General features: G+C 64.5%; 24 protein-coding genes. 11 read left to right on the top strand and 13 right to left on the bottom strand.

Annotated features, from left to right (window positions below; all coding sequences use genetic code 11):
• Positions 1 to 252 precede the first annotated feature (252 nt).
• Entirely contained in the window at positions 253 to 2,499 is a 2,247-nt protein-coding gene (locus ACVWW6_RS29020; RefSeq protein WP_456681791.1) for a TOMM precursor leader peptide-binding protein, read from the top strand.
• A gap of 95 nt (positions 2,500 to 2,594) precedes the next feature.
• On the top strand, positions 2,595 to 3,971 hold the full coding sequence (locus ACVWW6_RS29015; RefSeq protein ID WP_456683192.1) for a SagB/ThcOx family dehydrogenase: 1,377 nt from the start codon (positions 2,595 to 2,597) through the stop codon (positions 3,969 to 3,971).
• A 39-nt stretch (positions 3,972 to 4,010) separates the two neighbouring features.
• On the opposite strand, the gene ACVWW6_RS29010 is transcribed toward ACVWW6_RS29015, so the two are convergent.
• The 10 genes from ACVWW6_RS29010 to pncA form a co-directional block, all read right to left on the bottom strand.
• Positions 4,011 to 4,973, bottom strand: coding sequence for an ABC transporter permease (locus ACVWW6_RS29010; protein ID WP_456681790.1), 963 nt, complete (start codon positions 4,971 to 4,973; stop codon positions 4,011 to 4,013).
• Positions 4,970 to 5,899: an ABC transporter permease gene (locus tag ACVWW6_RS29005; RefSeq protein ID WP_304553454.1), complete on the bottom strand. Its 930-nt coding sequence runs from the start codon at positions 5,897 to 5,899 to the stop codon at positions 4,970 to 4,972. The genes ACVWW6_RS29010 and ACVWW6_RS29005 overlap by 4 nt, the downstream gene beginning before the upstream one ends.
• Complete coding sequence (locus ACVWW6_RS29000; RefSeq protein WP_060912224.1) at positions 5,899 to 6,891, bottom strand: ABC transporter ATP-binding protein; 993 nt, start codon at positions 6,889 to 6,891, stop codon at positions 5,899 to 5,901. The genes ACVWW6_RS29005 and ACVWW6_RS29000 overlap by 1 nt, the downstream gene beginning before the upstream one ends.
• Positions 6,888 to 7,871: an ABC transporter ATP-binding protein gene (locus ACVWW6_RS28995; protein ID WP_011087314.1), complete on the bottom strand. Its 984-nt coding sequence runs from the start codon at positions 7,869 to 7,871 to the stop codon at positions 6,888 to 6,890. The genes ACVWW6_RS29000 and ACVWW6_RS28995 overlap by 4 nt, the downstream gene beginning before the upstream one ends.
• Before the next feature lies 1 nt (position 7,872).
• Complete coding sequence (locus ACVWW6_RS28990; RefSeq protein WP_304553460.1) at positions 7,873 to 9,510, bottom strand: ABC transporter substrate-binding protein; 1,638 nt, start codon at positions 9,508 to 9,510, stop codon at positions 7,873 to 7,875.
• A gap of 30 nt (positions 9,511 to 9,540) precedes the next feature.
• Complete coding sequence (locus ACVWW6_RS28985) at positions 9,541 to 10,356, bottom strand: sugar phosphate isomerase/epimerase family protein (RefSeq protein WP_456681789.1); 816 nt, start codon at positions 10,354 to 10,356, stop codon at positions 9,541 to 9,543.
• A 460-nt stretch (positions 10,357 to 10,816) separates the two neighbouring features.
• Positions 10,817 to 11,200, bottom strand: a complete 384-nt coding sequence (locus ACVWW6_RS28980) for a GrlR family regulatory protein (protein WP_038967432.1) — start codon at positions 11,198 to 11,200, stop codon at positions 10,817 to 10,819.
• A gap of 38 nt (positions 11,201 to 11,238) precedes the next feature.
• On the bottom strand, positions 11,239 to 13,272 hold the full coding sequence (locus ACVWW6_RS28975; RefSeq protein WP_211433389.1) for an NAD(+) synthase: 2,034 nt from the start codon (positions 13,270 to 13,272) through the stop codon (positions 11,239 to 11,241).
• A 135-nt stretch (positions 13,273 to 13,407) separates the two neighbouring features.
• Positions 13,408 to 14,523, bottom strand: a complete 1,116-nt coding sequence (locus tag ACVWW6_RS28970; RefSeq protein ID WP_060912221.1) for an alpha/beta fold hydrolase — start codon at positions 14,521 to 14,523, stop codon at positions 13,408 to 13,410.
• 16 nt (positions 14,524 to 14,539) lie between these two features.
• Complete coding sequence (pncA, locus tag ACVWW6_RS28965; protein WP_161534917.1) at positions 14,540 to 15,184, bottom strand: bifunctional nicotinamidase/pyrazinamidase; 645 nt, start codon at positions 15,182 to 15,184, stop codon at positions 14,540 to 14,542.
• A gap of 252 nt (positions 15,185 to 15,436) precedes the next feature.
• Here pncA and glk point away from each other — a divergent pair, with 252 nt between their 5' ends.
• The 3 genes from glk (at position 15,437) to ACVWW6_RS28950 (ending at position 17,076) form a co-directional block, all read left to right on the top strand.
• Complete coding sequence (gene glk, locus ACVWW6_RS28960) at positions 15,437 to 16,423, top strand: glucokinase (RefSeq protein ID WP_456681788.1); 987 nt, start codon at positions 15,437 to 15,439, stop codon at positions 16,421 to 16,423.
• A gap of 148 nt (positions 16,424 to 16,571) precedes the next feature.
• Positions 16,572 to 16,775 carry a hypothetical protein gene (locus ACVWW6_RS28955; protein WP_038967431.1) on the top strand — a complete coding sequence of 68 codons (204 nt, stop codon included), beginning with the start codon at positions 16,572 to 16,574 and terminating at the stop codon, positions 16,773 to 16,775.
• 145 nt (positions 16,776 to 16,920) lie between these two features.
• Positions 16,921 to 17,076, top strand: a complete 156-nt coding sequence (locus ACVWW6_RS28950) for a hypothetical protein (protein WP_165448160.1) — start codon at positions 16,921 to 16,923, stop codon at positions 17,074 to 17,076.
• Between the two features lie 105 nt (positions 17,077 to 17,181).
• Here the strand turns inward: ACVWW6_RS28950 and ACVWW6_RS28945 are convergent, their stop codons facing one another.
• Both ACVWW6_RS28945 and ACVWW6_RS28940 read right to left on the bottom strand, forming a co-directional pair.
• Positions 17,182 to 17,559 (bottom strand): response regulator, encoded by a 378-nt coding sequence (locus tag ACVWW6_RS28945; protein ID WP_161534915.1) that lies wholly within the window; start codon positions 17,557 to 17,559, stop codon positions 17,182 to 17,184.
• A gap of 111 nt (positions 17,560 to 17,670) precedes the next feature.
• Positions 17,671 to 18,468 (bottom strand): Spy/CpxP family protein refolding chaperone, encoded by a 798-nt coding sequence (locus tag ACVWW6_RS28940; protein WP_161534914.1) that lies wholly within the window; start codon positions 18,466 to 18,468, stop codon positions 17,671 to 17,673.
• A gap of 515 nt (positions 18,469 to 18,983) precedes the next feature.
• Between ACVWW6_RS28940 and ACVWW6_RS28935 the strand changes: the two genes are divergently transcribed.
• The 6 genes from ACVWW6_RS28935 to ACVWW6_RS28910 all read left to right on the top strand — a co-directional run bounded on the left by ACVWW6_RS28935 (position 18,984) and on the right by ACVWW6_RS28910 (position 25,109).
• Entirely contained in the window at positions 18,984 to 20,324 is a 1,341-nt protein-coding gene (locus ACVWW6_RS28935) for an ABC transporter substrate-binding protein (RefSeq protein WP_011087324.1), read from the top strand.
• 146 nt (positions 20,325 to 20,470) lie between these two features.
• The gene (locus ACVWW6_RS28930) at positions 20,471 to 21,412 is read left to right on the top strand and encodes a carbohydrate ABC transporter permease (protein WP_028174000.1); all 942 of its coding nucleotides are present in this window, start codon (positions 20,471 to 20,473) and stop codon (positions 21,410 to 21,412) included.
• The gene (locus ACVWW6_RS28925) at positions 21,412 to 22,323 is read left to right on the top strand and encodes a carbohydrate ABC transporter permease (RefSeq protein ID WP_060912216.1); all 912 of its coding nucleotides are present in this window, start codon (positions 21,412 to 21,414) and stop codon (positions 22,321 to 22,323) included. Before ACVWW6_RS28930 ends, ACVWW6_RS28925 begins: the two co-directional genes overlap by 1 nt.
• Positions 22,324 to 22,329: 6 nt before the next feature.
• A complete protein-coding gene (locus ACVWW6_RS28920) occupies positions 22,330 to 23,430 on the top strand; it encodes an ABC transporter ATP-binding protein (protein WP_011087328.1) in 1,101 nt (366 codons plus the stop codon).
• 34 nt (positions 23,431 to 23,464) lie between these two features.
• Positions 23,465 to 24,454 carry a hydroxyacid dehydrogenase gene (locus ACVWW6_RS28915; protein WP_060912215.1) on the top strand — a complete coding sequence of 330 codons (990 nt, stop codon included), beginning with the start codon at positions 23,465 to 23,467 and terminating at the stop codon, positions 24,452 to 24,454.
• A 169-nt stretch (positions 24,455 to 24,623) separates the two neighbouring features.
• Positions 24,624 to 25,109 carry a hypothetical protein gene (locus ACVWW6_RS28910; protein WP_028173998.1) on the top strand — a complete coding sequence of 162 codons (486 nt, stop codon included), beginning with the start codon at positions 24,624 to 24,626 and terminating at the stop codon, positions 25,107 to 25,109.
• 8 nt (positions 25,110 to 25,117) lie between these two features.
• Here the strand turns inward: ACVWW6_RS28910 and ACVWW6_RS28905 are convergent, their stop codons facing one another.
• The gene (locus ACVWW6_RS28905; RefSeq protein WP_038967429.1) at positions 25,118 to 25,621 is read right to left on the bottom strand and encodes a DUF1993 domain-containing protein; all 504 of its coding nucleotides are present in this window, start codon (positions 25,619 to 25,621) and stop codon (positions 25,118 to 25,120) included.
• Positions 25,622 to 25,647: the final 26 nt, after the last annotated feature.

The raw sequence follows: 25,647 nt of genomic DNA, 5'->3' as shown, positions 1-25,647 counted from the left end.
GGGGGCGCTGCCGCTGGTGCTAGGCCTCGGCGCGTTCCGAATTGCCTGTCCACAAGCCGACATATCTCATTGGCCGGCCCCTTTGTCACGGCCGGCCAAATGCTTGGTTTCTCTACGGCGCTTGCATCGATGGCTTGCCGGTGACGGGCGAATTTGTTTCAACTCTCTGGGAAAATACCAGCGCGCGGGCACGACGATCCATCTTGCGCCGGCGATCTGACGTAACGGCAACCGGATCGGCGTGCTGACGCAATGAATGCCAATAGCAAGACCCGCGTCCCGCGGCAGACCCGCAAAGACCTCCTCCGATTTGCACCGAACTTCACCGCCTACTTACTGCCTCCCGATGCGGTTTGCCTCTATTCCGAGGATCGCAAGTTCTTCCTGCACGGCGAACTCTACTGCGCCTTGGCCACCGCGATCGGAGAACATGGCAACGCCAGGCCGGCGATCATTCGCCAGCTTTCGAAGCGCTTCCCGGCCGACAAGATCGAGGAGGCGATCAAGCGGCTCCTCGAGCGCCGATATGTCGTTGCGCGGGTATCGCCAGCATTCGACGAAGCCGTCGGCGGTTTTTGGGCAAGCCTCGGCCTGTCTCCGGAAGTCGCGGAGCAAAATCTTCGCAGTTGCTCCGTGCGGATCGAGTCGATTGACGTCAAAGGCGCCAAGGAGCTGACCGCGGCCTTGAGTAAGCTCGGCGTTCAAATCGCCAAGCGCTCGCCGAAGCTCACGATCACGCTGGTGAACGATTATCTTGACCGCCGGCTCGCCGAACTGAACCAGGAACGCGTAGCCGGCAAGACGCATTGGCTGTTGGTGCAGCCGTCCGGCGCGTTTCCGCTGGTCGGGCCCATGTTCAAACCGGGCGAAAGCTCGTGCTGGACTTGCCTGTTCGATCGCATGATCCGCAACAGGGAGATCAAGGGGTTTCTTGACCGGGGACCGGCGCGTGCGGTCGCCATATCGCCGCTCGTCAACCATCCCGTCGGACGGACCGCAATCCATTTCGCAGCCGTCGAGATCGCCAAGGCAATCGCCTCGGGCTTTCGCACTGATCTGCGCGATCACATCGCAAGCTTCGACCTGGCCGGCGCCGTCATCGCAAAGCACTATGTCGCGCGACGCCCGCAATGCCCAACCTGCGGCAGCAAGAAGCTGCACAACCCGCGCCGATCCCCGGCCCTGGTCGAGATCGCCGAAGGCAAGAAGCTCGTCATGACCAGCGGTGGATATCGCACCATGACGTCGCGGGCCACGGTGTCGCGCTTCCGCAAGCATGTGAGCCCGCTGACCGGCGTGGTCACGCGGCTTGAGCGGATCGAGGCCGATCTGCCGATGAACACCAATTACTTCGCCCAGCATAATTTCTCCGCGCCGGCCCACAGCATCGACCAGCTCAGGTCCGGATTGAGCGGGGGCAGCTTTGGCAAGGGCTCGACTGCCGAGCAGGGCGAGGCCAGCGCGCTGATGGAGTCGATCGAACGCTATTCGGGCATTTTCCAAGGCGATGAGATCAGGACGACGCGCCGCTTTGTCGATTTCGCGCCCGGCGACGCGCTTCTTCCCAACGACGTCCAACTCTTCAGCGAAACGCAGTTCAAGAACAGGTTTCTCCAGCCGCCGGACGATCCCCATCCGGTTCCCGAGCCGTTCGATCCCTCGACGAGGACCGAGTGGTCGCCGGTCTCATCGTTGCGCGACAAACGCTTCAAATATCTGCCGACCGGCCTGCTGTACTTCTTCTATGGCGGCTTTCATACCGATTCCAACGGCTGCGCGGCCGGCAATACCCGCGACGAAGCCATCGTTCAGGGCTTCCTGGAACTGATCGAGCGCGATGCTTACGCGATCTGGTGGTATAATCAGGTGCAGCGCGCCGCGGTCGATCTCGAGCAGTTCGACGATTTCTATGTCCGGGATCTCCAGGCTCAATTTGCGGATGCCGGGCGCAAGCTGTGGGTGCTCGATGTCACCACCGACCTCGGCATTCCGACTTACGTGGCTATCATGCACTGGATGCAGAATGGACACGAAAATATCGAGTTCGGTTCCGGCGCGCATTTCGACCGCCACATAGCCCTGTTGCGCTCCCTCACCGAACTGACCCAATTTATGTCCGTCGGCATGATGGGCGGCGCAAGCGGCGAGAAGCCGACACTTGACGGTGTCACGCCGCTGCGCCTGGAAAACTACCCGTTCCTGACACCGAGCGACCGCCCGATCGTCCCTCCGGCGCCGAGCCTCAAGCTCCACGACAATACGCGTGATCAGGTCATTGCCTGCGTCGAGATCGCCGCCCGTGCAGGCTACGATTTCCTCGTCCTCGACCAGACACGTCCCGACGTCGAGGTTCCGGTCGTCAGAGTGCTCGTTCCCGGCTTGCGTCATTTCTATCGCCGCTTCGCACCGGGCCGCCTTTACGATGTGCCGGTGAAGCTCGGATTGTTGGACCGGCCGCGACTGGAAAGCGATCTGATTTCATTCCTTCCGCACACCTGAAGGGTTGCTCTTTCGTGCGCACCTCCAGGAAAACACCGACCGGAAAGATCGCGCCAGACATTGCGGCCCGATTGAGCCATCGCTTCTCCCTCCAGATGCAGGCGGACGGAAACGTCGCCGCCTCTCTGGGCGACTATTCCGTCAACCTCGGACAATTCAGTAAGGCCGCGATAGACCGCGCGCGACACCTGAGCACCGGCCTTCCGCTCGCTTCGTTTGCAGGCAAGAGCACCCTCGCCAGGGAAATCGACGCCCTGGTGCATCGCTTGGCCCGGCAGGGGCTTCTGGAATATCGCCTCTCCTCCTCGCGCGACGAGCGGGACCTCGTGGTCATCGAGCCTCAAGTCCCCGAATACTGGCCGCGACGCGCGAAGCTGGGCAGCCGTGATACCATTGTGTTGTCGCGCTTTGCCTATCTGCGCCGGCGCGGCAATGAGATGGTTCTGGAATCGCCACGCGCCGGCGCGCTGTTCCGGATTGGCGATCCCGCCGTCGCCGCCACCCTTGCTGCGCTGTCGCAGCCTCAGAAGATCGGCAAGCTCAACCGGAAGGCAGCCACTTTCAATCTCTGTCTGCTCGAACTGTTGGTGGAAAGCCGGATCCTGCTCAAGCTCGATGCGAAAGACGGACAAGGCCTGCGAGTGAATGAAGGCGACGGCAGTCTCGTTCTCTGGGATTTCCATGACCTGGTGTTTCACACGCGGAGCACGGAGGGGCGGCAAGCCAATCCGGTCGGCGCCGCTTTCACCTATGCGAGCATCGTTCCGCCGCTGCCTGCGGTGCGCCCGCCCTGGCCCGGCAGCAAGATCGACCTACGCAAATTCTCCTCCCCGGAGCCGAACTCCCGCTTCTCGAAGCTGTTGCGCGAACGCCATTCAACACGAGATTTCGACGACAAGAATCCTGTCACGCTCGGCGAACTCGCACAGTTTCTCGACACCACCGCGCGCGTCGTGTCCGAATGGAAGAGCGGCCCGTATTTTGACGGCGGTCCCGACGTCACCTACAGCACGAGGCCATATCCGTCGGCGGGCAGCGCCTACGAGCTGGAATTGTACCTGACGGTCTCGAACTGCGAAGGGCTTGCGCGCGGACTCTACCACTACGATGCAGGGAGCCACGCGCTGGTGGCGATCAGCGCCTCCACCCAACAACTCCAGGCGCACGCGGTGGCAGCCCAGTTCGCCATGGACGCGCCGGGTCAGCCACAAATCCTGATCACGATCGCGGCGCGCTTTGGGCGGGTCTCCTGGAAATACAGCTCGATCGCATATTCGTTGATCCTGAAGGATGTCGGCAGCCTGATCCAGACGTTTTACCTGGCCGCGACCGATATGGACCTCGGCGGCTGCGCCATCGGGAGCACCAACATCGACCTGTTCGCGACAATGACGGAGCTGGAATTCCATATAGAGGGCCCGGTCGGTCAATTCGCGCTCGGGCGCGGCAGGAAGCTCGCTATCCCGAGCTAGAAGCTCGGGCAGTTCGGCGCTCGCCTCACGCCAGTCGCGCTATTGCAGGGTGGGATCGAGCCGGTCGCGCAGCCAGTCGCCGATCACGGAGACCGCCAGCGTGGTGACGACGATGGTGGTCGCCGGCGCCAGCATGATCCAGGGCGCCCGGGTGAGGTATTCGCGGCCGTAGCCGACCATGTTGCCGAGGCTGGTCATCGGCGGCTGCACGCCGAGGCCGAGGAAGGACAGGCCCGACTCCATCAGGATCACCTCGGGGAAGACCAGCGTCGTCGACACGATCAGGGTCGAGGCGATGTTGGGCAGGATGTGCCGGAGGTAAATCCGCGACGGCGTCGCGCCGAGCTGACGGACCGCGGCGGCATAGCCTTGGGCGTTGGCGGAGATGGCCAGTCCCCGCGCGATGCGGGCGTAGCGCTCCCAGCCGAACAGGCCCATCAGGCCGATCAGCAGCGGCAGCGAATTGCCGAAGAAGGCGAGCACGGCCAGCGCCATGATCAGGAAGGGCATGCTGGCCTGGAAATCGGTCAGCATCAGCACGAGCTGCTCGACGGTCCCGCGGAAATGCGCGGCGAAAAAGCCGAGCGTGGTGCCGACAATCGCCGAGATCGCGGTGGCGCCGAAGGCGATCAGGAGCGAGATACGGATCGAGACGAGGAGGCGCGACAGCACGTCGCGGCCAAGCTCGTCGGTGCCGAGCCAGTGCGCGACATTGCGGGGCGACGCCAGACGATTGCGCAGGTCGAGCTGGGTGTAGCCATAGGGCGCGATCTTCTCGGCGAAGGCCGCAATCACCAGCATCGCGACGATCCAGGTGACCGCAAGCGCGACAGACACCGGGATCGCCGGCAGGCTGATGCGGCGGCGGACGCTAGAGCCCTTTCCGTTCCGATGAAATCGGAACGGGGCTCTAGATTCCAGTTTTGACGCGTTTTCTCTACGCGAACCGGTGTCCACTTCGCTTGAAAACGCTTCGGTGTCCTTCAGCGTCGCGTCGGTCATGCATGCGCTCCCTTGGCGCGCAGCCGCGGATCGAGGAAGCCGTAGAGGAAGTCGACGACCAGGTTCGACGTGACCATGGTCAACGCAACCAGCAGCAGGATGCATTGCACGACCGCGAGGTCGCGGTTGGCGACGGCGACGACAAGCAGGCGCCCTACCCCCGGCCACGAAAACACGCTCTCGACCACGACGGCGCCCGCGATCAGCGTTCCCACCATGAAGCCGAGAATGGTGACGGTCGGGATCGCCGCATTTGGCAGCGCATGCGAGGTCACCACCCTGCGCCACGGCACACCCTTGGCGGAAGCCGTACGGATATAGGGCTGGCCCAGCACCTCCAGCATCGCGCTGCGGGTGAAGCGCGCCAGCACCGCTGCGCCGCCAAGGCTCAGCGTCGCGATCGGCAGGATCGCGTGACGCCAGCTGTCCTGCCCGCCCGACGGCAGCCAGCCCAATTGCACGGCGAAGACGAGAACCAGCAGCAGCGCAAGGACAAAACTCGGCACGGTGAACCCGGCGACCGCCGTCATCATCACGGCACGGTCGATCGCAGAGCCGCGATGCAGCGCGGCGTAGATGCCGGCGGGGATGCCGAGCCCCACCTTGAAGACGAAGGCCGGCAGCGTCAGCGCCAGCGTTGCCGGGATGCGCTCCAGCACGAGCTCGATCGCGGGGCGGCCGTCGCGCATGGAGCGGCCGAGCTCGCCTTTGGCGATGGCGCTGAAGTAATCGAGATACTGAAACCAGATGGGATCATCGAGGCCCCAGGCTTTGCGGAAGGCCGCGATGACCTCCGGTGGCGCTTCCGGTCCCAGGATCATCAACGCAGGATCGCCCGACAGCCGCAGCACGACGAAAGCGAAGGTGACGACCAGGACGATCGTCAGAGCCGCGCGCCCGATCCGAATGGCAAGATAACGCCCCATCACGCGGCGTCCCGCGTTTCGACCTGCGGACCGGTCACCAGATGGCACGCGACCTGCCTGTCGCCGCCGACGACCGAGAGAACCGGCACTTCGCTCGCGCAGCGCGCGATCGCGCGCGGGCAACGCGGATGGAAGGCGCAGCCTTGGGGACGCGCGGCCGGGTTCGGCGGATCGCCAGCCAGTACGATGCGGCCCGCGCTGCGGCGGCCGGGCGCCGGCGAGGCCGAGACGAGTGCCTGCGTATAGGGATGCTCCGGCCGCGCAAAGAGATCGTCGGCGCTGCCGATCTCGACGATGCGGCCGAGATACATCACGGCGACGATATTGCTGATCTGGCGGACGACGCGCAGGTCGTGGCTGATGAAGAGCAGCGTGAGACCAAGCTGTGCCTGAAGATCGGCGAGCAAATTCACCACCTGCGCCTGGATCGAGACATCGAGCGCGCTGACCGGCTCGTCGCAGACGAGGAAATCAGGTTTTGTCGCCAACGCCCGCGCCAGCACGATGCGCTGGCGTTGTCCGCCCGAGAGTGCGCCGGGATAGCGCGCGCCATGCGCAGGCGTCAGTTCGACCGCCTGCAGCAATTCGCGCACCCGCTCATCGCGTTCGCCCGGCGTACCGAGGCCATGAATGTCCAAGGGCTCGCGGATCTGTGTCGCGACCGGCAAGCGCCGGTCCAGCGCTCCCAATGGATCCTGGAAGATCATCTGCATGCGCGCCCGCTGCGCGCGCCACGCCTGCGTGCCAGGCGCCGCCATGGGCTTGCCGTCAAACCGCACCTCGCCGCGATCGGGCGGCTCGAGGCCGAGCACGATGCGACCCGTGGTGGATTTACCCGAGCCGGACTCGCCGACGAGGCCCAGCGTTTCGCCCTTGGGGATGGCCAGCGAGACGCCATCGACCGCATGGACGGCCGTGCTCCGGCCGAACATCCCGGAACGCATGCTGTAGCTGCGCGAGATCGCGGACACTTCGACGAGCGGCGCGCTCATTCGGCGGCGATCCCAAGCAGTGCGCGGCGCGAGGCCTCGGCCCGGATGCACGCGACCGCGCGGTCGTTCGTGATCGGTGCCAGGCTCGGCGCGGCGAGGCCGCACGGCCCGGCCGCCAACGCGCAACGCGGCGCGAACGCACAGCCATCAGGCATACTCGCGGGATCGGGCACCGTGCCGGGAATGGCGGTGAGGCGCCGGCGCGGACCGTCGAGCGGCGGCAGCGCGCCGATCAGGCCTTGTGCGTAGGGATGCACGGGATCGGCGAAGAGCTGGTTGGCCGGCGCCTCCTCGATGATGCGGCCGGCATACATCACGGCGACGCGGTCGCAATTCTCGGCGACGACGCCGAGGTCGTGGCTAATCAGGACCATCGCCATGCTCATCTCGCGGCGGATCGACGAGAGCAGCTCCAGGATCTGGGCTTGAATGGTGGCGTCGAGCGCGGTGGTCGGCTCGTCCGCAATCAGCAGGTCGGGATTTCCGGCGAGCGCCATCGCGATCATGATGCGCTGCACCTGACCGCCGGAGAATTCATGCGGATAGGCGGACAGCCGCCGGCCTGCGTCGGGAATGCCGACGAGATCGAGCAGCCGTCGCGCTTCGGCTTTCACCGCTTCTCCAGAGAGATCGCGATGCAGCGCCAGGGCCTCGCAGAGCTGCTTGCGGATGGTCAGCACCGGGTTGAGCGCGCTCGCCGGATCCTGGAAGATCATGGCGACCCGCCCGCCCCGGACCCGATCGAGTTCAACCGCGGGCGCGCCCAGGAGCTCGTGCCCGTCGAGCCGCACCGAGCCCAGGACCCGCGCATGCCGCGGCAGCAGGCCCAGCGCGGCAAGCCACGTCACCGACTTGCCGGAGCCGGATTCCCCGACGAGGCCGAGGGCCTCGCCCTTGCGCAGGGTGAGATCGACGCCACGCAGCACCGGCACGCCGTTGAAGGCGACGCTCAGGCCTTCAATGCTGACCAGCGGCGACACCTCAGGCCTCGAAATTGCCGGCGCGGAAATCCATCGCGAAGGCGGGCGATGCCTTCCACTTGATCGATTTCGGCTTGGCCGTGAAGGTCGCATTCTGATGCAGCACCGTGTAGGCGGGGTCCTCGCGCTCGGCGATCTCCAGCATGCGGCGGAACGCCTTCTTGCGCGCGGCGCGGTCGGTCGATGTCTCCAGGAACTCCGAGAGCGTGTTCAGCTCGGCGTTGGTCCATTCGCCGATCTGCTGCTGCTGGCCGTTGGGCCCGTGCTGGGCCACCAGCGACGAGACGGGATCGTTGAAGGCGGCCGAGTTCGACCAGTCGCGCACGGCGCGCGTCGGTGCCCTCTCCATGATCTGCGACCAGTTCTCCTTGGTCTCGATCTGCACGTTGAGGCCGACGGACTTCCACATCTCGACCAGCACCTGCGCGGTCGCGACCTGATTGGTGTAGTAGTTGTTGAGCAGGCGATACGGGATCGGATCGCCCTTGTAATTGGCCTGCTTCAACAGGTCCTGCGCGAGCTTCGGATCATAGGCAGGCACGTTCCAGTCGGCGTTGAACATGTCGCCGTAGAATTCCCACTGCAGGCCCTTCGGCACCCGGGTGCGGCCGGCCCACAGGCTGTCGACGATAGCCTGGCGGTCGATCGCGTGGGTGAAGGCACGGCGCACCAGCGGATTGGCGAGCACGGCGTGGTTCTTGTCGAACACGGTCAGGCGGTGATTGAGGATGGTGCCGCCCTGCACTTCGAACGCCGCATTCTTCTCGATGCCGGCGATCTGGTCCGGCGGGATGTCGCAAGCGAACTGGTACTCGCCCGAGAGCAGCCCGTTGATGCGGCTCGCGACTTCAGGGACTTCGAGGAAGCGGATGCGCTTGAGCGGCGGACGGCCGCCCCAATATTCATCGTGTGCTTCCAGCGTCAGCGAGACGTCGGGCTTGAGCTCGACGACCCGGTAGGGCCCGGTGGTAACAGGCTTGCGCGCCCAGTCGAGATAGCTTGCGGACTCGTCCCAGGCCCGGCGGTTCATGATGTCGGAGCCGTAGCGCGACAGTCGGCCTTCGATGGTGACGTCGGGCGTCGCGTTGTAGAAGCGCACGGTGTATTTGTCGACGGCGTCGACGCGCACGAGGTCCGGCCAGATCCGGCGCGCGACGGCGGGCACATCGGGCGGCAGTTCCTTGCCCGGACGCGGCGTCGGGATCTTCTCGAAGGCCTGGATGGTGGAGCGGCTCTTGGCCTCGGTCTCGCCGAACATGCGTTCGCGGCTGAAGGAGAAGACCACGTCCTCCGCCGTCAGCTCGTCGCCATTGTGGAACTTGACGCCCTGGCGCAGCTTCACCTCGACGGTCTGGTCGTCGATGCGGCGCCACTCGGTCGCAAGGCCCGGCACGGCCTCGAGGCTGCCGCGCCAGTTCTTGGAAATCAGGCCCTCCCAGATCGAGGAGAAGAACACGCGCTCGCCGACATTGGACTGCTCGCGCAGCACGTCCAGCACGTTCGCGTTGGTCACCTTCTGCACGGCGATCGTCACCGACGGACGATTGTCGCCTTGCGCGATAGCAAAGCGCGGCAGCAGCAGCGTGCCCGCAGCCGCGGTGCCGGATTTCAGGATGGTGCGACGGGTGAGTTTGCTCATGACGATAGGCCCTGCCCTTGATGAGGTCGGTTATTCTGCGAGGCCAAGCGCGGCGAGATGGGCTGCGCCGGCGCGGACGTCGTCGTGGTTGCGGAGTTCGAGGATCAGCCGCGGGTTCGAGGTCAGCCGGCCCAGCGCGCGGAACACCGCGACCCACGGGATGTTGCCCTCGCCCGGCGCCCAGTGCCGGTCGGCAAAGCCGTCGGTGTCCTGGAGATGCACATGCGTCAGCATGTCGCCGGCGGCCTCGACATAGTAGTCGACCGGCGGCGCGCCGGTGGAGATGTGCGCGTAATTGGCGTGGCCGGTGTCGAGCGAGACGCGGACCTTGCCGCTCTCCAGCGCCTTGGCGAGGCGCACGCGGTCGCGCGGATCCTTGTCCTCGATGTTCTCGATGACGATCTCGCAGCCGGTCGTCTCGGCACGCGCGATCACTTCGGCGAGGGTCGCCCTGACCCGTTCGACCAGACTGCCGCGATTGTCCGGATCGAGATCGAGATTGTTGTGGTCCCAGGTCGTGAACGGCGAATGGATCACCATCTGCGTCGCACCGAGAAACTCTGCGGCCTCCAACCCCTGGAGCAGACGCTTGGTCACCGCCTGCCGGATCATGGGATCGTGGCTGTCGATCTTGAAGCCCCAGAACGGTCCGTGAATGCCGAGACGGCCCGTATAGCCCGCGAGCATCTGCTTGATGTCGCCGGCGGTCGCACGCCAGTCGCTATCGAGGAGATCGGCGCGGAAGAAATCCTGGATCTCGAGATCGCGCTGCCGTTCCAGAAGCCAGTCGCGATGCGCGGGGATCGATTTGATGGACAGTGCGGCGCCCAACACCGGCTTCGACATGGCTTGCTCCTTTGACCGTCAGCAATGACGGGAGCAGCGCTAGACCAGTTCAATGACAGGCCCGTGAAACCGATGTTCCGCAGCGTCGAGCAGATGTGGACATCCCGCGCGTCGCCAGCATCGATGTTGTGCAGCGGCGCTGGCGTCGATGCAGGCACGTGCAGTCTGCCGCAGAAGCAAGCTGAATCGTGTCCGTAGTGCTCCGGAATGGAATCCTATTCCGATGTCGCGTACATCGCGCGACATCGATCGGCGGCCACTTCCAAGGGCATCACCCTCTGATCGCGCACCACGGGGTTGGGGGACCACATGGGGCGGGGGATCGAAGGCTGGGGCAAGGTGACGAGGTCCGGACTCCTAGGCACTCCGGACCTCGTGCTTTCCTTCAGCGCGAGCCTGCCAGCATATCGCTAGGCCCACATAGACCCACTCCACAGCAGCTCCGGCTGGCGCCCTCGGCTCACATCGCATCCTTCAGCGTCAGCCGCGCCGTGAACGTCACGCTGATCTTGCCGACCAGCGCCATTCCCTCGACTTCCGCGCCACCGGGGAAATAATCGCCGGAAAAGCCGCAGGTGACCTCCCTGCCTCCGAACACGAGAGACCGGCCGACCGCTTCGGTGTGCTGGTTGACGATCATGTCGCCACGCCATTTCCCGTTCCGGAACGTGTAGCTGCCGGTGTAGTAGAAATAGCTGTCACCACCCATGATACGTCCGTCGCAGAGCACGACCACGCCCCGCGCCTGCCCGCGCTTGCCGTCACGCATTTCGATGTCGAAGATGTAAAGGCCGTTGACGACGCTGGCCTCTTCACCCGTTTCTGAGCCTTCCCCGGCCGACATCAGATCGTCTCCCCAGCAATGTCGATCCGCCGCGTCATTCAGTTCGGTACGTTCCGGTCGAGATCCTCGAGCCATGCCGCTGCGCTCGAATCCGACGGTGCACGCCAGTCGCCGCGCGGCGACAGCGAGCCGCCGGCCGAAACCTTCGGGCCGTTCGGCATGGCCGAGCGCTTGAACTGGCTGAAGGCGAAGAAGCGGCGCAGGAACACTTCGAGCCAGCGGCGGATCTCGGGAAGCTCGTAGGCCTTGCGCCGATCGTTCGGGAACGCTGGCGGCCATTCGCCCTTGGCGACATCCTTCCACGCCTGGAGCGCCATGAAAGCGATCTTGGACGGCCGCATGCCGAAGCGGAGCGTATAGAACAGGTTGAAATCCTGGAGCTCGTAGGGGCCGACGGAGGCTTCGGTGCTTTGCGGTTTCTCGCCGGGCTTGACCGGAACCAGCTCGGGCGAGATTTCGGCCGACAGGATCGAGGCAAGCGTCCGGTTGACGTCATCGCTGAACTGCTGCGAGGCGATCACCCAGCGGATCAGATGCTGGATCAGCGTCTTCGGCACGCCGGCATTGACATTGTAGTGCGCCATCTGGTCGCCGACGCCATAGGTGCACCAGCCCAGTGCAAGCTCCGAGAGATCGCCGGTTCCGATGACGATGCCGCCGTGATGGTTGGCCAGGCGGAACAGATAGTCCGTGCGCAGACCCGCCTGCACGTTCTCGAAGGTGACGTCGTAAACCTTCTCGCCCTTGCCGAAGGGATGGCCGATATCCTTCAGCATCTGGGTTGCCGTGGTGCGGATGTCGAGTTCCTGCCAATTCGTCTGCAACGCCTTCATCAGCGCCAGCGCATTGGTCTTGCTCTCGCTGCCGGTGGCAAATCCCGGCATCGTGTAGGCGAGGATGTTCTCGCGCGGAAGGCCGAGCAGGTCGACGGCCTTGGCGGCGACAATCAGCGCGTGGGTGGAATCGAGCCCGCCCGAGACGCCGATGACGACGCGCTTGGTGCCGGTCGCGCGCATGCGCTGCACGAGGCCGGCGACCTGGATATTGTAGGCCTCGTAGCAATCCTGCTCGAGCAGGCTCTCGTCGCTCGGCACGAACGGAAAGCGCTCGACCTTGCGCAGGAAGCCGATGTCGGAGGCCGGCGGCTTCAGCGCGAACGTCACCTTGCGGAAGAACGCCTCACGCTGCCGGCGGTTGTCGTCGAACGTCCCCATCAAGGCGCGTTCCTGCCTGAGCAGGTCGAGATCGACGTCGGCGAACGTGATCTGGCCGCCCTGGCGGAACCGCTCGCCCTCGGCCAGCAGCACGCCGTTCTCGTAGATCGAGGTCTGGCCATCCCAGGCCAGATCAGTGGTCGATTCCCCTGCCCCTGCGGCGGAATAGACGTAGGCCGCGAGGCAGCGCGCCGAGGTCGATTGGCACAGCAGTGCGCGCGAGCGCGCCCGGCCGATCGTGATCGGGCTGCCCGAGAGGTTTATCAGCACGCTGGCGCCTGCGAGCGCGAGCTCCGAGGCCGGGGTCACGGGGATCCACATGTCCTCGCAGATCTCGACGCCGATGGTGAGGCCCGGCACGTCCTCGGCCGCGAACAGCAGATCGACGCCGAACGGTGCATGCAGCCCGCCGAAGGCGATCGTCTCTCCGGCGATGCCGGCGCCGGAGGCGAAATGCCGCCCCTCGTAGAACTCACGGTAGGTCGGCAGGTAACTCTTCGGCACCACGCCGAGGACGTTGCCGCGATGAATGACGACGGCGCAATTGTAGATGCGATGACCAAAGCGCAGCGGCGCGCCGACGATCAGGACGGTCATCAATGCATCGGAGGCCTCGACGATGGCCGCGAGACCGCGCTCGACGGCGTCGAGCAGCGGATCCTGCTTGACCAGGTCTTCGATCGCATAGCCGGACAGGCACAGCTCGGGAAACACGGCAACCGCCGCCGACTGTTCGTGGCAGGCATTGGCGGCCGCCAGGATGGCCTTGGCATTGGCCGAGGGATCGGCGACGTGGGAGGTGGTCACGCAGGCCGCCACGCGCGCAAATCCGTGGGCGTAGATCGAGTGGAAAGTCATCGAGCGCAGTACCTTTAATCTCTTTCCGGCCGGCCGCAGCCGTCAGCTCCAGCCTATGTAGCTCATCGATCCGGCTCCGTGCAGGCCATTCGCCATCATGCATAACGGATTTGCGCCTCGCTCCGGCCGGCGAGCTCAGGCGCTGCGGGCCAGGACGCCGGTCAGATCGTCGCGCAGCCACTGGGCGATCCGGGGCCAGGCATGCGCGTGGGTCCGCGCACCCATGAACAGGCCGAGGTGATTGCTCGGCTCGGAGGCCGCCGCAATGAAGGCTGGCGGCGTGCCGACAAGGCCGGCGGTGGCGAGCGCCTGCGTCACCGGCACCACTTCGTCGTCGAGCCCGGCCAGCAGGAAGATCGGCGCCTTGACGTCCTTCAGATCAATCGCGCGGCCGAGCGCCACGAAGTTGCCGCCGGCAATCTGGTTCTCCCGGAAAATCCGGTTGACGATCTCGAGATAGTAAGTGCCCGGCAGATCGAGCGTCTCCACGTTCCACTGGTCGAAACGCGCGAGCAGTGCCCCGCCTTCCTCGTCGGATAGGCCCACTTGCAAGGCGGCTGCGATATCCTCGCGGCTTGGCGTCCTGGACCAGAAGCGCAACATCTCCTCGCCACTGACATTGCCTCCGCCACGCGCGACGAGTTGGTCGTAGACCATCTCCGGCGCGTTGCGGGCGAGCCTGGATAGCGAGGAATCGATCGACAGGTCGACCGGAGCGCCGACCAGGACCAACCGCCGCACCTTGGCCGGAAAGCGCGCCGCATAGAGCAGCGACAGCCAGCCACCCTGGCACAGGCCGACGAGATCGACCGGGACGCCGATCTCGTCGATGGCGACGTTGAGATCGGCAAGATAGCTGTCGATCGAGAGATAGCGCATGTCAGGGGTGGCTGAGCGCCAGTCGGTGAGATAGACCCGGTCGATGCCGCCGTCTTGCAGCGACTGCACCACGCTGTGGCCGGGTGCGAAGTCGGCGATCAGGGCCCGATGCAGCGCATAGGGTGCACAGACCAGCGCCGGCTGGCCGGATCGCGTCCGCGTGCAATCGCGCAGGCGCATGGTCGCAAGCTCCAGCGCGACTGTGTTGGGCGTCGTCCACGGCAGGCTGCTGTCGGCAGGCTCGTCCGGCCCGCGCTCCATCCATCCGAACCAGGCGTCCATGGCGAGCCGCGCCGCCGCAAACGGCCACAGCAGCGGATCACCAGGGACATGGTCCGGCCCGCCCGGCTGTTTGCCTGTCTTCTCCGCCATGGCTATCTCGCGATTCTCACAGGAATGCCTCGAAGCTGATCACGGAAATGCCGAGCTCGACAAAACTCCGATGGGCTGCAGCCACAGAGCCGTCGAGGTCGATGCCGCGGCAGGCATCCTCGATCACTACGACCTCGCACCCGGCCTTGCGGGCGTCCTCTGCCGAAAAGCGGACGCAGAAGTCGAGCGCGAGCCCCGCGACGAAGACGGTCTTCAACTCGCGCTCGCGCAAATACCCGAGCAGGCCCGTCGGCGTCCTGTGGTCGTTCTCGAACAGCGCAGAATAGGAATCGATGCCGCGCCGAAAACCCTTGCGCACCACCAGGCTCGCCCGGGTGACGTCCAGCTCCCCATGGAATTCGGCGCCCGCCGTGCCCTGCACGCAATGCGTCGGCCAGAGCACCTGGCTGCCGTAGTCCAGCTCGATGGTCTGGAACGGCTGCTTGCCCGCATGATTCACCGCGAAGGAGACGTGGTCGCTCGGATGCCAGTCCTGGGTCAGCACCACATTGGCGAATTTTTGGGCGATACGGTTGATGGCTGGCACGACTTTCTCGCCGCCGGGCACGGCCAGTGCCCCGCCGGTGCAGAAGTCGTTCTGCACGTCGATCACCAGCAGCACGTCGCGGTCGGAAATCTTCATCGCAAGGCCCCATTCCATTTGCCGGCTCCGCCGGCGCCGAACGCTCCCTCCAATGTCGATCTTCCGGTGCGGCTTCGCAACCGCCGATCGCGTGTGGCCATATCGCGCTGGCGGCCGAGGATCGTCTCCAGGATGCAACGGTTTGGCCTCGTCCGTGTTGACTAGGCACAATCAAGCGAGGATTCTCAAACCGTCCGCAAACTGCGGATCGGATCAGGAGCGGAGGCAAAGGTTCCCGAAGGCCGGCAAGGCCGCGGCGACCAAAGGGTCATGAGTATCGGCAAGACAGGAAAAATTCTTCTCGCCGATATCGGCGGCACCAATGCGCGCTTTGCGCTGAGCCAAAGCGAACCGGGCAACAGCGACCAGACCGGATCGATCGACTATGTGAAGGTCGCCGACTTCCCGACCGTCCAGGAAGCCATTGTCGACGTGCTGGCGCGCCGGGCCGGCGGCGAACCGCCCCAACGAGCCGTGCTGGCCGTCGCAGGCCCCGTCACCAACAACCGCTGCGTCATGACCAACAGCCCCTGGGTCATCGACGGCAACGAGCTCCAGCCAACGCTCGGCTTCGACAGCGTCCATGTGCTCAACGATTTCGAGGTGGTCGCCTGGTCCCTGCCCGCCTTGCGGCCCGCCGATCTGATCCCGCTCGGCGGACAAGATGGCCTCCCCGGAGAACCGTTGCTGGTGGTCGGGCCCGGAACCGGCTTTGGCGTCTCCTGTCTGGTTGAGCGCCATGGGGCGCGGCTGGCCGTCGTCACCGAGGCTGGCCACGCGACGTTGCCGGCAGAGAACGAGCGCGAGGAACGCGTGATCGCGTCCTTGCGCCGACGTTTCGGCCATGTCTCCATCGAGCGCGGCGCGCTGTCGGGCTCCGGCTTGCAAAGCCTCTACGAGGCACTCGCGGAGATCGACGGCGTCCAGGTGCCGCACCGCGACGCGGCCGCCATCACCAAGGCCGCCCTGGATGGCAGCTGCCCGGTCAGCCGCGCGACGCTGGAGATGTTCTGCGCCACCCTGGGCTCGGTCGCGGGCAACCTCGCGGTGACCTTCGGTGCCCGCGGCGGCGTCTATATCGCCGGCGGGATCGTGCCGCGCTTCCCGGAGTTCCTTGCGGCCTCCGCGTTCCGCGCGCGCTTCGAAGCCAAGGGGCGCTTCCAGGACTATTTGCGCAACATCCCGACCCGGCTGGTCACGAAGCCCGATGCCAGCTTCGTCGGGCTGAAGATGTTCGCCGACCACAATCCTGATTGAAGTGCGGCCGGCCGAGACCGTCCGGTCCGTTAACTAATTCACAGCTGATTGCATCCAAAGCGGGGTTCCACGCAGGATCGTGCTTGCCCGATTGTTTCCCATGGGAAACAATCCCGCGGAGTGCGCGGCGTAGTTGCGGGGGCGTGACATGCGTAAACCGGATCTGGGCTTCGACTATCACCGTTATCACCGCCTGCTGACCGAGGCGGACGACGAGGACAAACGGCTGGCGCTGATCGAGCTCCTGATCGAGGAAAAGGCGCGAGACCGGCTGGCCGCCCAGCGCGCCTCGGATCGGGCCGCCATGACCGCCCATACGATCGCCACGGTGCTGAGGAACGGTCGCGGCTGAGACCTGCAATCCCGCGCCGGGAGGCGCGAATCCGCGAGCCGATTGCGATTCCGTTAACGATCCCTCGCAATCTCGCGTCAAACTTTTTGCTCTAAGAGTTCCCTCACCTGATGCAATTCAGGGGTCAACACAGGGGGGAATGAACATGAGCATGATTTCGCTCGCCGCGATGCCGGCCGCCGTCGAAACGCGTTTCGCCGATTCTTCGTTCAAGACCATCTTGCTGTTCTGCTGCACGGGCCTCGTCGCCTCGTTCGGCCTGATGGCGCACGGCATCGACCTCACCGCCGGCCTGATCTGAGAACCCGACGAATTCCTTCGTTGCATGGCCGCCCCCGACGGGCGGCCATTTTCGTTGGCGATCCCAGCGCGGCGCCGTCGCTCAGCGCGGTGCCCTCACCGTCGCTCAGTGCGGCGCCTTCGTCGTGGTTTCCGGAAACATCGAATCGATCATCGCCTTGAGCTGGTCGATCGAAATCGGCTTGCGCAGGATGGGCCTGCGGCGGAGCAGCGACGGCAGGAGTTCCGGCCCGTAGCCGGTGGCGAACAGAAACGGCTTGCCGCGGCGCTCGATCAGGTCGGCGACGGGATCGACGTAGAGCCCCATGAGGTTGATGTCGAGGATCGCGAGATCGTATTGCGCGGTCATCGCAAAGGCGCTCGCGTCCCGGACATTGTCCGCTTCCGCGACGACATGGTGGCCGAGCTCCTCCACCATGTCGGCCATCATCATCCGGATCAACGCCTCGTCTTCGACCAGGAAAACGGAGAGTCCGTCCGCCATATCAACCCCGCAGTCAGCTTGCGAAGCTAATCATACCCGAATTGCGGAAAGGATTCACGAATTCGTGGCGAGCGCCGTTAATTCGTACGCCGGCGATCCGATTCAACTTGATCAATCCAGCCCGCGCTCGTGGCTGAGGCGTACCATCTCCTGGATGAAGACCTGCTTCTGCTTGTCGTCGAGGCTCGAATAGAGCGGTTCGGCGGCGTCGGCGACATTGCGCTGGTCGGCCGCCCGGTCGATCAGGAACTGCGCCTCGTTGCGCATCTGCTCGATGATGTCGTCGGGCGGATCCCGCTTGGCGCGCGCAACCCGAAGGTTGAGCCGCTCCGCACCATTATGCCCCAGGTAGTGCATGGCGCTGGAGAACCCGTACCAATGCTTCTCCTGATCAGGAGTGAGATTCAGTTCGGTCTTGATCCGCTCGATGTAGGAATCGCTGTTGGCGACGATCTGTTCGGCCGACTGTTGCGGCGCGCCGCTCTGGGTGAGGACCGTGACATCCTTGTTGTCCTTGGTGTCCTGCGGCGCGTTCTTTGCTTCCTTGCTCGCCTTGGCCCCCTTGCCCGCCTTGGCGCTCTTGGCATCCTTGTCCTTGCCGGCGCCTTGCTGCTGCTTGGCATCCTTGGTCGCGTCCTTGTTAGCGTCCTTGGCGGCCGGCGCCTGGTTGCCATTGTTGCCGACGCCGAGCACGCCGGTGAAAACGCCAACCACGCCGCCGATCGCACCGCCGAGCACGCCACCGACCGGACCGGCCGCCTTGTTCCCGGCTGCCGCCCCCTCCTGAACGCCTTTGACCAATCCTTGAGCGTTCGCGACTGCGGCTGCGCCGAGCAGCAGCGCGAGCACGGACCCCAGCGCGAGCCATCGTCGCAGGTAAAGCCGCGCTGGCGGCGCCGGGTTGATCATTCTCGTCTCCATCGTCGAACTGATTGGCCTATCCGGGTGGAAGCCGCCCGCTGGTTGCAACACTATCGTTTCCGCCGCTTCAAGGTCCAGACGCAGCCAATTGCTGTCCACGCCCGAAAAGTCTTTCGCGCGAAGCGGTTATGCAGGCTTATTCGAAACTGCGGCGTAATTGCGCACGGATCGTTCCAGGCCGGTTCGCGCACCGTGTGCGTCGCAAAAGGAGCAGCCACGGCGCAGGTCCGGCTCACCGCACCGCGGGCGCCGCCGCGCCGTCGGGCACAACGTTAGTTCTAGACGATCGCCGTTCGGCCTTTCTCGACAGACGCGATCAATCATGATCTGATCGCGCTACCAATTTGCCGCGCCTCGCGTGATTGCAATCGGAGCTGACGGCACCAACAAGAAACGTTCAACGAGAATTCCAACAAGAAACGCCAACAAGAAAATCAAGAGCAAAACTCGGAAGAGTTAAGAGGAAACGCCAGAACAATAAAACATCCAAGCGAGGAAACGAGATGTCACGCAAGACACTGACGCGACGTCAATTTGTGGCTGCCACTGCAATGTCCTCCGCGGCGCTGATCACGGCGCCCTATGTCAGAGGCGCTTATGCCGCCGGCAAGCTCTCGATCGGCTTCTGGGACCATTGGGTACCCGGCGCCAACGACGCCTCCACGGCTCTCGTCAATGAATGGGCCGCGAAGGAGAAGGTCGAGGTCTCGATCGACTACATCACCAGCAACAACAAGAAGATCGAGCTGACTGCGGCGGCCGAAGCCCAGGCCAAGTCCGGTCACGACATACTTCAGATGCCGAGCTGGTGGCCGCACGCCTATTCGGAGAATCTCGAGCCGCTCAACGACGTCATGGAGCCGCTCATCAAGCAGAATGGCGAGGTGAACGGCACCGTCAAATATCTGGGCCAGTCGGGCGGCAAATGGCTCGCGATCCCAGCGACACCGGGCAGCCAGATCAAGGGCCCTTGCTCGCGCATCGACCTGATGAAGAAGCATGCGGGCATCGACGTGCAGGAGATGTACCCGGCAGGCAGTCCGCCGAAGGCCGACAACTGGACGATGGAGACGTTCTTGAAGGCTGCGGAAGCTTGCCAGAAGGCCGGCTTCCCGTTCGGCATCGGTCTCGGCGAGACCACCGACAGCGTCGATACAGCCGGCGCGATCTTCCAGTCCTTTGGCGCCGAGCTCGTCAATGCCAAGGGCGATGTCACGGTCAAGACCGACGCGGTGCGGCAGGCGCTCGAATTCTACAAGAAGCTGATCGCCGTGCTGCCGACGGACGCGCCCTCCTGGGATGATGCGTCCAACAACAAATGGCTGATCTCGGGCCGCGGGGCGATGATCCTGAACCCGCCGAGCGCCTGGGCGGTCGCCAAGCGCGACGCACCGCAAGTCGCCGAGCAGTGCTGGACGCACGGCTTCCCGGCGGGTCCGAAAGGACGCTTTGCCCCGTACCTGCCCTATTTCTGGGGCGTCTGGAGCTTCGGCAAGAACAAGGAGGCGGCCAAGAGTCTGCTTACCCACCTGTCCTCGCCCGCGGCGATCGAAAAGTTCGTCGTGGCGAGCGGCGGCTATGACCTGCCGGCCTATGCCAACATGACGACGTTCAAGACCTGGGCCGAGGTCGGACCGCCGAAGGGCACGCTCTATCACTACCCGAACCCGTACAACCACCAGACGCTGTCAATCGCCGCATCGCCGGCGCCGCCGAAGATCGCGCAGCAGATCTACTTCCAGGCCACGCTGACCAAGATGGCGCTGCGCTTTGCGCAAGGAGAGAAGTTGGAAACGGCGCTCGCCTGGGCCGAGGGCGAGTGCGAGGGCTTCATGCGGACCTGAGCCGGGTGTGTGCCGTGGCGGTTCATGCCTTCGGGTGTGAGCCGCCGGGGCGCGCTCTCGCTACCTCCGCAAGCCAATGAAGCCGACCGGTCGCCGGCTTCACCGTTGAATCTTTCGCAAGAAAGCCTGACCAGAAAGTTTGACCCATGGCCGATGTCGTCGTTGAGCAAGGTCGCCTCGCTCGTGCCGGGAGCCCGCGCAAAAAGAACGCGAGCCTGCGCAATGTAATGGGTCGGAAATCGACCGTGGCGTTCTTCCTGACGCTGCCGCTGATCCTTCTGATCGCACTGTTCGTGCTCTACCCCGCCTTCTATTCGCTCTACCTGGCGACGCTGAACAAGGCGATGACGAAATTCGTGGGCCTCAGCAATTTCACCTTCCTGTTCAAACGCGAGACGTTCTGGATGGTGGTGAAGCAGTCCTGCATATTTGCGATCACCGCCGTGATCTTCAAGGCGCTGATCGGCTTCATCGTCGCGCATTTCGTCCACAACATTCCGGGCAAGAAGCAGCGCAAATGGCGCGGCATGCTGCTGGTGCCCTGGGTCATCCCGCCGGCAATGAGCACGCTGGCCTGGCTCTGGCTGTTCGATCCCTCCTACAGCGCCTTCAACTACACACTGTCCTTCTTCGGCGTCGGTCCGATCCCCTGGCTCGGTGACGCCTTCTGGGCGCGCTTCTCCGTCATCCTCGTCAACGTCTGGTACGGCGCGCCGTTCTTCCTGATCATGTACCTCGCCGCGCTGAAATCGGTCCCCGACCAGCTCTATGAGGCTGCGGCCATCGACGGCGCGAACTGGTGGCAGCGCATCTGGTTCATCACGCTGCCGATGATGCGCAACATCATCGCGATCACGACGCTGTTCTCGCTGATCGTCACCTTCGCCAATTTCGACATCGTGCGCATCCTCACCTCCGGCGGCCCGCTCGATCAGACGCATCTGTTCGCCACCTGGGCGTTCCAGGTCGGCATCCAGAGCAGCGACATTCCACTCGGCGCCTGCGTCTCGTTGTTCATGGTGCCGATCCTCGCCGTCGCAGCGGTCTTCATCCTGCGCGATGTCTCCAAACGCGGGAACGAAGCCTGATGAGCACACTGGCAATCGACAAGGCCGGACCAAGCCGCAAGGTCAAACTCGGAAGCATGAGCCGGGACCGCACCTGGGCGCTACGCTGGTCCTACTTCTTCCTGGTGCTGTTTGCGATCTTCTTCCTGACGCCGCCGGTCTACATGCTGATCACCTCCCTCAAGAGCAGCGCGGAGATCTCGGCGGCAACCAATCCCTGGTGGGTCTTTCACCCGACATTGGCGAACTATGTCGAGCTCCTGACCTCGAACCAGTTCCTGCGCTTCTTCTGGAACTCGTCGATCATCTCGATCGTGGTCGTGATCGTCACGATGCTGATCAGCATCCCGGCGGCGTTCGCGCTCGCGCGGATGAAGTTCTGGGGCTCGGCGACACTCGCGACCGGTGTGTTCCTCACCTATCTCATCCCGGACAGCCTTCTGTTCATTCCGCTGTTCAAGATGCTCGCAGTGGTCCAGGATTTCACCGGCATCACCTTGCTCAACCGATGGTACGTGCTGGTGTTCATCTATCCGACGCTGACCGTGCCGTTCTGCACCTGGATCATGATCGGCTATTTCGCCTCGATCCCGAAGGAGCTCGATGAGGCCGCCCTCATCGACGGCGCCTCCTGGCTGCAGACCCTGACGCGGATCTTCATTCCGGTGGCGCTGCCCGGGCTGATCGCCGCCACGATCTTCGCCTTCACGGTGTCCTGGGCGCAGTTTCTCTATCCCCTGGTGTTCACGACGTCGATCGATCAGCTCGTGCTGCCGGTCGGCATCACCACCACGCTGATCAAGGGCGACGTCTTCAACTGGGGGCAGATCATGACCGGCGCGCTGCTCGGTGCAGCGCCGCCGCTGGTCATCTACGCCTTCCTGATGGACTACTACATTGCCGGCCTGACCGCCGGCGCGACAAAGGGTTGATGTCTCATGGCTGACGTTGCATTGCGTAAGGTCGTCAAGCGTTACGATGATGTCGAAGCCGTGCGCGGCATCGACCTCGATATCGCCGACCATGAGTTCATCGTGCTGGTGGGCCCCTCGGGCTGCGGCAAGTCGACGACGCTGCGCATGATCGCAGGTCTCGAGGACATCAGCGACGGCGACATCATGATCGGCGGCGACGTCGTCAACGACGTGCCGCCGAAGGACCGCGACATCGCGATGGTGTTCCAGAACTATGCGCTCTACCCGCACATGACGGTCGCCGAGAACATGTCGTTCGGACTGCGCCTGAAGCACTATCCCAAGGCCGAGATCAAGGCGCGGGTGACGGAAGCCGCACGGCTCCTCGACATCACCGACCTGATCGACCGCAAGCCGAAGCAGCTCTCCGGCGGCCAGCGCCAGCGCGTCGCGATGGGGCGCGCCATCGTGCGCAATCCAAAGGTCTTCCTGTTCGACGAGCCGCTGTCCAACCTCGATGCCAAGCTGCGCGTGCAGATGCGGATCGAGATCAAGAAGGTGCACCAGAAGGTGCGCACCACCACGGTCTACGTCACCCACGACCAGGTCGAGGCGATGACGCTGGCCGATCGCGTGGTGGTGATGAACAAGGGACGCATCGAGCAGATCGGCACGCCGAACGAGCTCTACCACAAGCCGGCGACACGCTTCGTCGCGGGCTTCATCGGCTCGCCGGCGATGAACTTCATCCCGTGCCGGCTGGAGGACGTCGGCGGCACGCTCCAGATCCGCCTCACCGATCGCATCGCCTTTGCGCTGCCGCCGGCCCGCGCCGCGCGCTACAACGCGCTGCCGCGCACCGACAAGCTGCTGCTCGGTCTCCGGCCCGAGCACCTCACCGAGGCGCATGCGCATCTGGGGCCGGGCGTTGAGAGCTTCGACACCGTGCTCGACGTCACCGAGCCGATGGGGATGGAGACCCTGGTCTATTTCGGCCTCGAGGGCACGCCGGTCTGCGGCCGCGTCGATCCCAATGCCGGCGCCAAGGACGGGGCACCCATGCGTTTGGCGATGGACCTCAACAATATGCACCTGCTAAACGAGGACACCGGCGTCGTGTTGTGACGCAGGTCCAAGAAATGCGAGCAGGCGGGGAGCGATGGCGACCAACAAGAAGAAGATTTTCGTTACACAAACTTTGTCGCAAGGGGCCCGCGCCCTCCTCACTCAGCGAGACGATATCGAGCTCGTCGAATTTGCGAACCTGATCTCAGCGAAGGATTTTGAGGCCCTGTTGAAGAGCCATGCCCCGGTCCATGGCGTGGCGCTCGGCGCCACCGCGTTCGGCGAGACCGAGCTTGAGGCCTCGAAGGACATGAAGGTGGTGACACGGATCGGCGTCGGCTACGACGCGGTTGACGTGCCCGCCCTCTCCCGCCGCAAGGTGCCGCTGATGGTCGCCGGCAGCGCGAATTCGCCCTCGGTCGCCGAGCAGGCGCTGTTCATGATGCTGACACTGGCAAAACGCGCGCAGGAGATGCATTCCTGCGTCAAGGACGGCAAATGGGCCGACCGTCTCGGCATGCTGCCGTTCGATCTCTACGGCAAGACCGTCCTGGTGATCGGCTTCGGCCGCATCGGCACCCGCACCGCCAAGCGCTGCCTCGCGATGGAAATGAAGGTCCAGGTCTACGATCCCTACAAGCCCGCCGCCGAGATCAAGGCCGCCGGCTACGAGCCCGTCGCCGATCTCGACGCTGCGTTGCCCCATGCCGACTTCGTCACCATCCATTGTCCGAAGACGCCGGAAACGGTCGGCCTGTTTGACGCGGCCCGGATCGGCCGGATGAAGCCGAAATCCTATCTCATCAATACCGCACGCGGCGGCATCGTGAAGGAAGCGGCGCTGTACGACGCGCTCACGTCCGGAAAGCTCGCCGGCGCCGGCATCGACGTGTTCGAGGTGGAGCCGCCGCCGGTCAGCAACGCGCTGTTCGCGCTGCCCAACGTCATCATGGCCCCGCATGTCGCGGGCGTCACGGTCGAGGCGGTGAGCCGCATGAGCGAACAGACCGCGCGCAACATCCTGAGCGTGCTGGACGGCGATCCTATCCGGCAGAACATCATCAATCAGGACGTGCTGGGCTGACCAAACCGCAAGGCGGGCGGCCCATCCGCCCGCCTTCGGAACGCCAGAATGCGTCCCATTTTGGTGCAGATCGAGCCCCAACTCAGCCTTAATCAAACCCGCGTAATATGCCGAGCCGCGGCGGCAGTGGGACAGACTTGCCGGCCACGTCGAGCTGGAGGATGGACCCTTGGCAGAAATCGACCCGACCGACCACGCGCTGGCGACCATCGCCAGCATCCTGGAGCACCCCGAGCCCGTCCTCGTCGTCCGCGACGCCGAAACGGAAACGGCGGCTGCCGATGAGCATTCGGTCGTCGACGAGCATGCGGTCGTCGACGAGCATCCGGTTGCCGATGAGCATCCGGTGGTCGAGGAGCAGCCGCTGGTGCCGGAGCACACCGATGCCGACGGCTACAGCAAGGTCGGTCCCGGGCCGATGGTTGCGATCCGCCTCAAATGGACGGTCCATCGCGGCGATGACGACCAGTACTACGTCCACGAGACCATCGGCGAGCAGTCCGCGCCGGTCATCAGCGGCCCCATGACGAGCGACGCCGCCGTGCATTTCGTCGACACGCACGAGGACGAGGCGCACAGGCGTTTCGAGCTGCTGCGCAGCGAGATCGCCGGCCGCAGCTCGCTCGCCGAGTTCGAACGCAAGGGCGAAGCCTAAAGCGCGATCTAGCGCTCGCGGGGCCCGAGAAAATCCCGCTTCACGAGCTCGACGCCTGCGTGCCGCAACAGGTCGTAGGCCGTCGTGACGTGAAAGAAAAACTGCGGGACGCTGAACGTCAGCAGCAGCGTCCGTCCAGTGAAGGGCAGCTCGGTTCCGTTCTTCAGCCTGAAGAAGACATTCAGCTCCGCCGCCGCGTCGATCTCGGCCCGCGGCAGGCCCTCGATGAACTCGATTGACGTTGCGATACGCGCCTGAAGCCCGGCCATGTCGTGCTCCAGCGCCGGCAGCGTCACCGGCTCGCGCTGCGCCAGCAAGGCCGGAGCGACCGTTGCATGGCGGCAGGCCTCACCGACCTGCTGCGCCAGGTCGTACATGTTGGGTGCGAGGCGCATGCCGAGCAGGACCGCCGGGTTGAATTTGCGGGTCTCGGCGTAGGCCACGCCCTTGTCGAGCAGCGCGGACAGGTTGCGTAAGTACGGCACAAAGAGGCCGACCGAGGCCTCGTACATCGAGATCGTCACCTCAGGATTCCTTT

This window comes from Bradyrhizobium sp. USDA 3311 (assembly GCF_054062495.1).
Note: the sequence above shows the minus strand (reverse complement) of the source record. Positions and strands in the feature narration are given on the sequence as shown.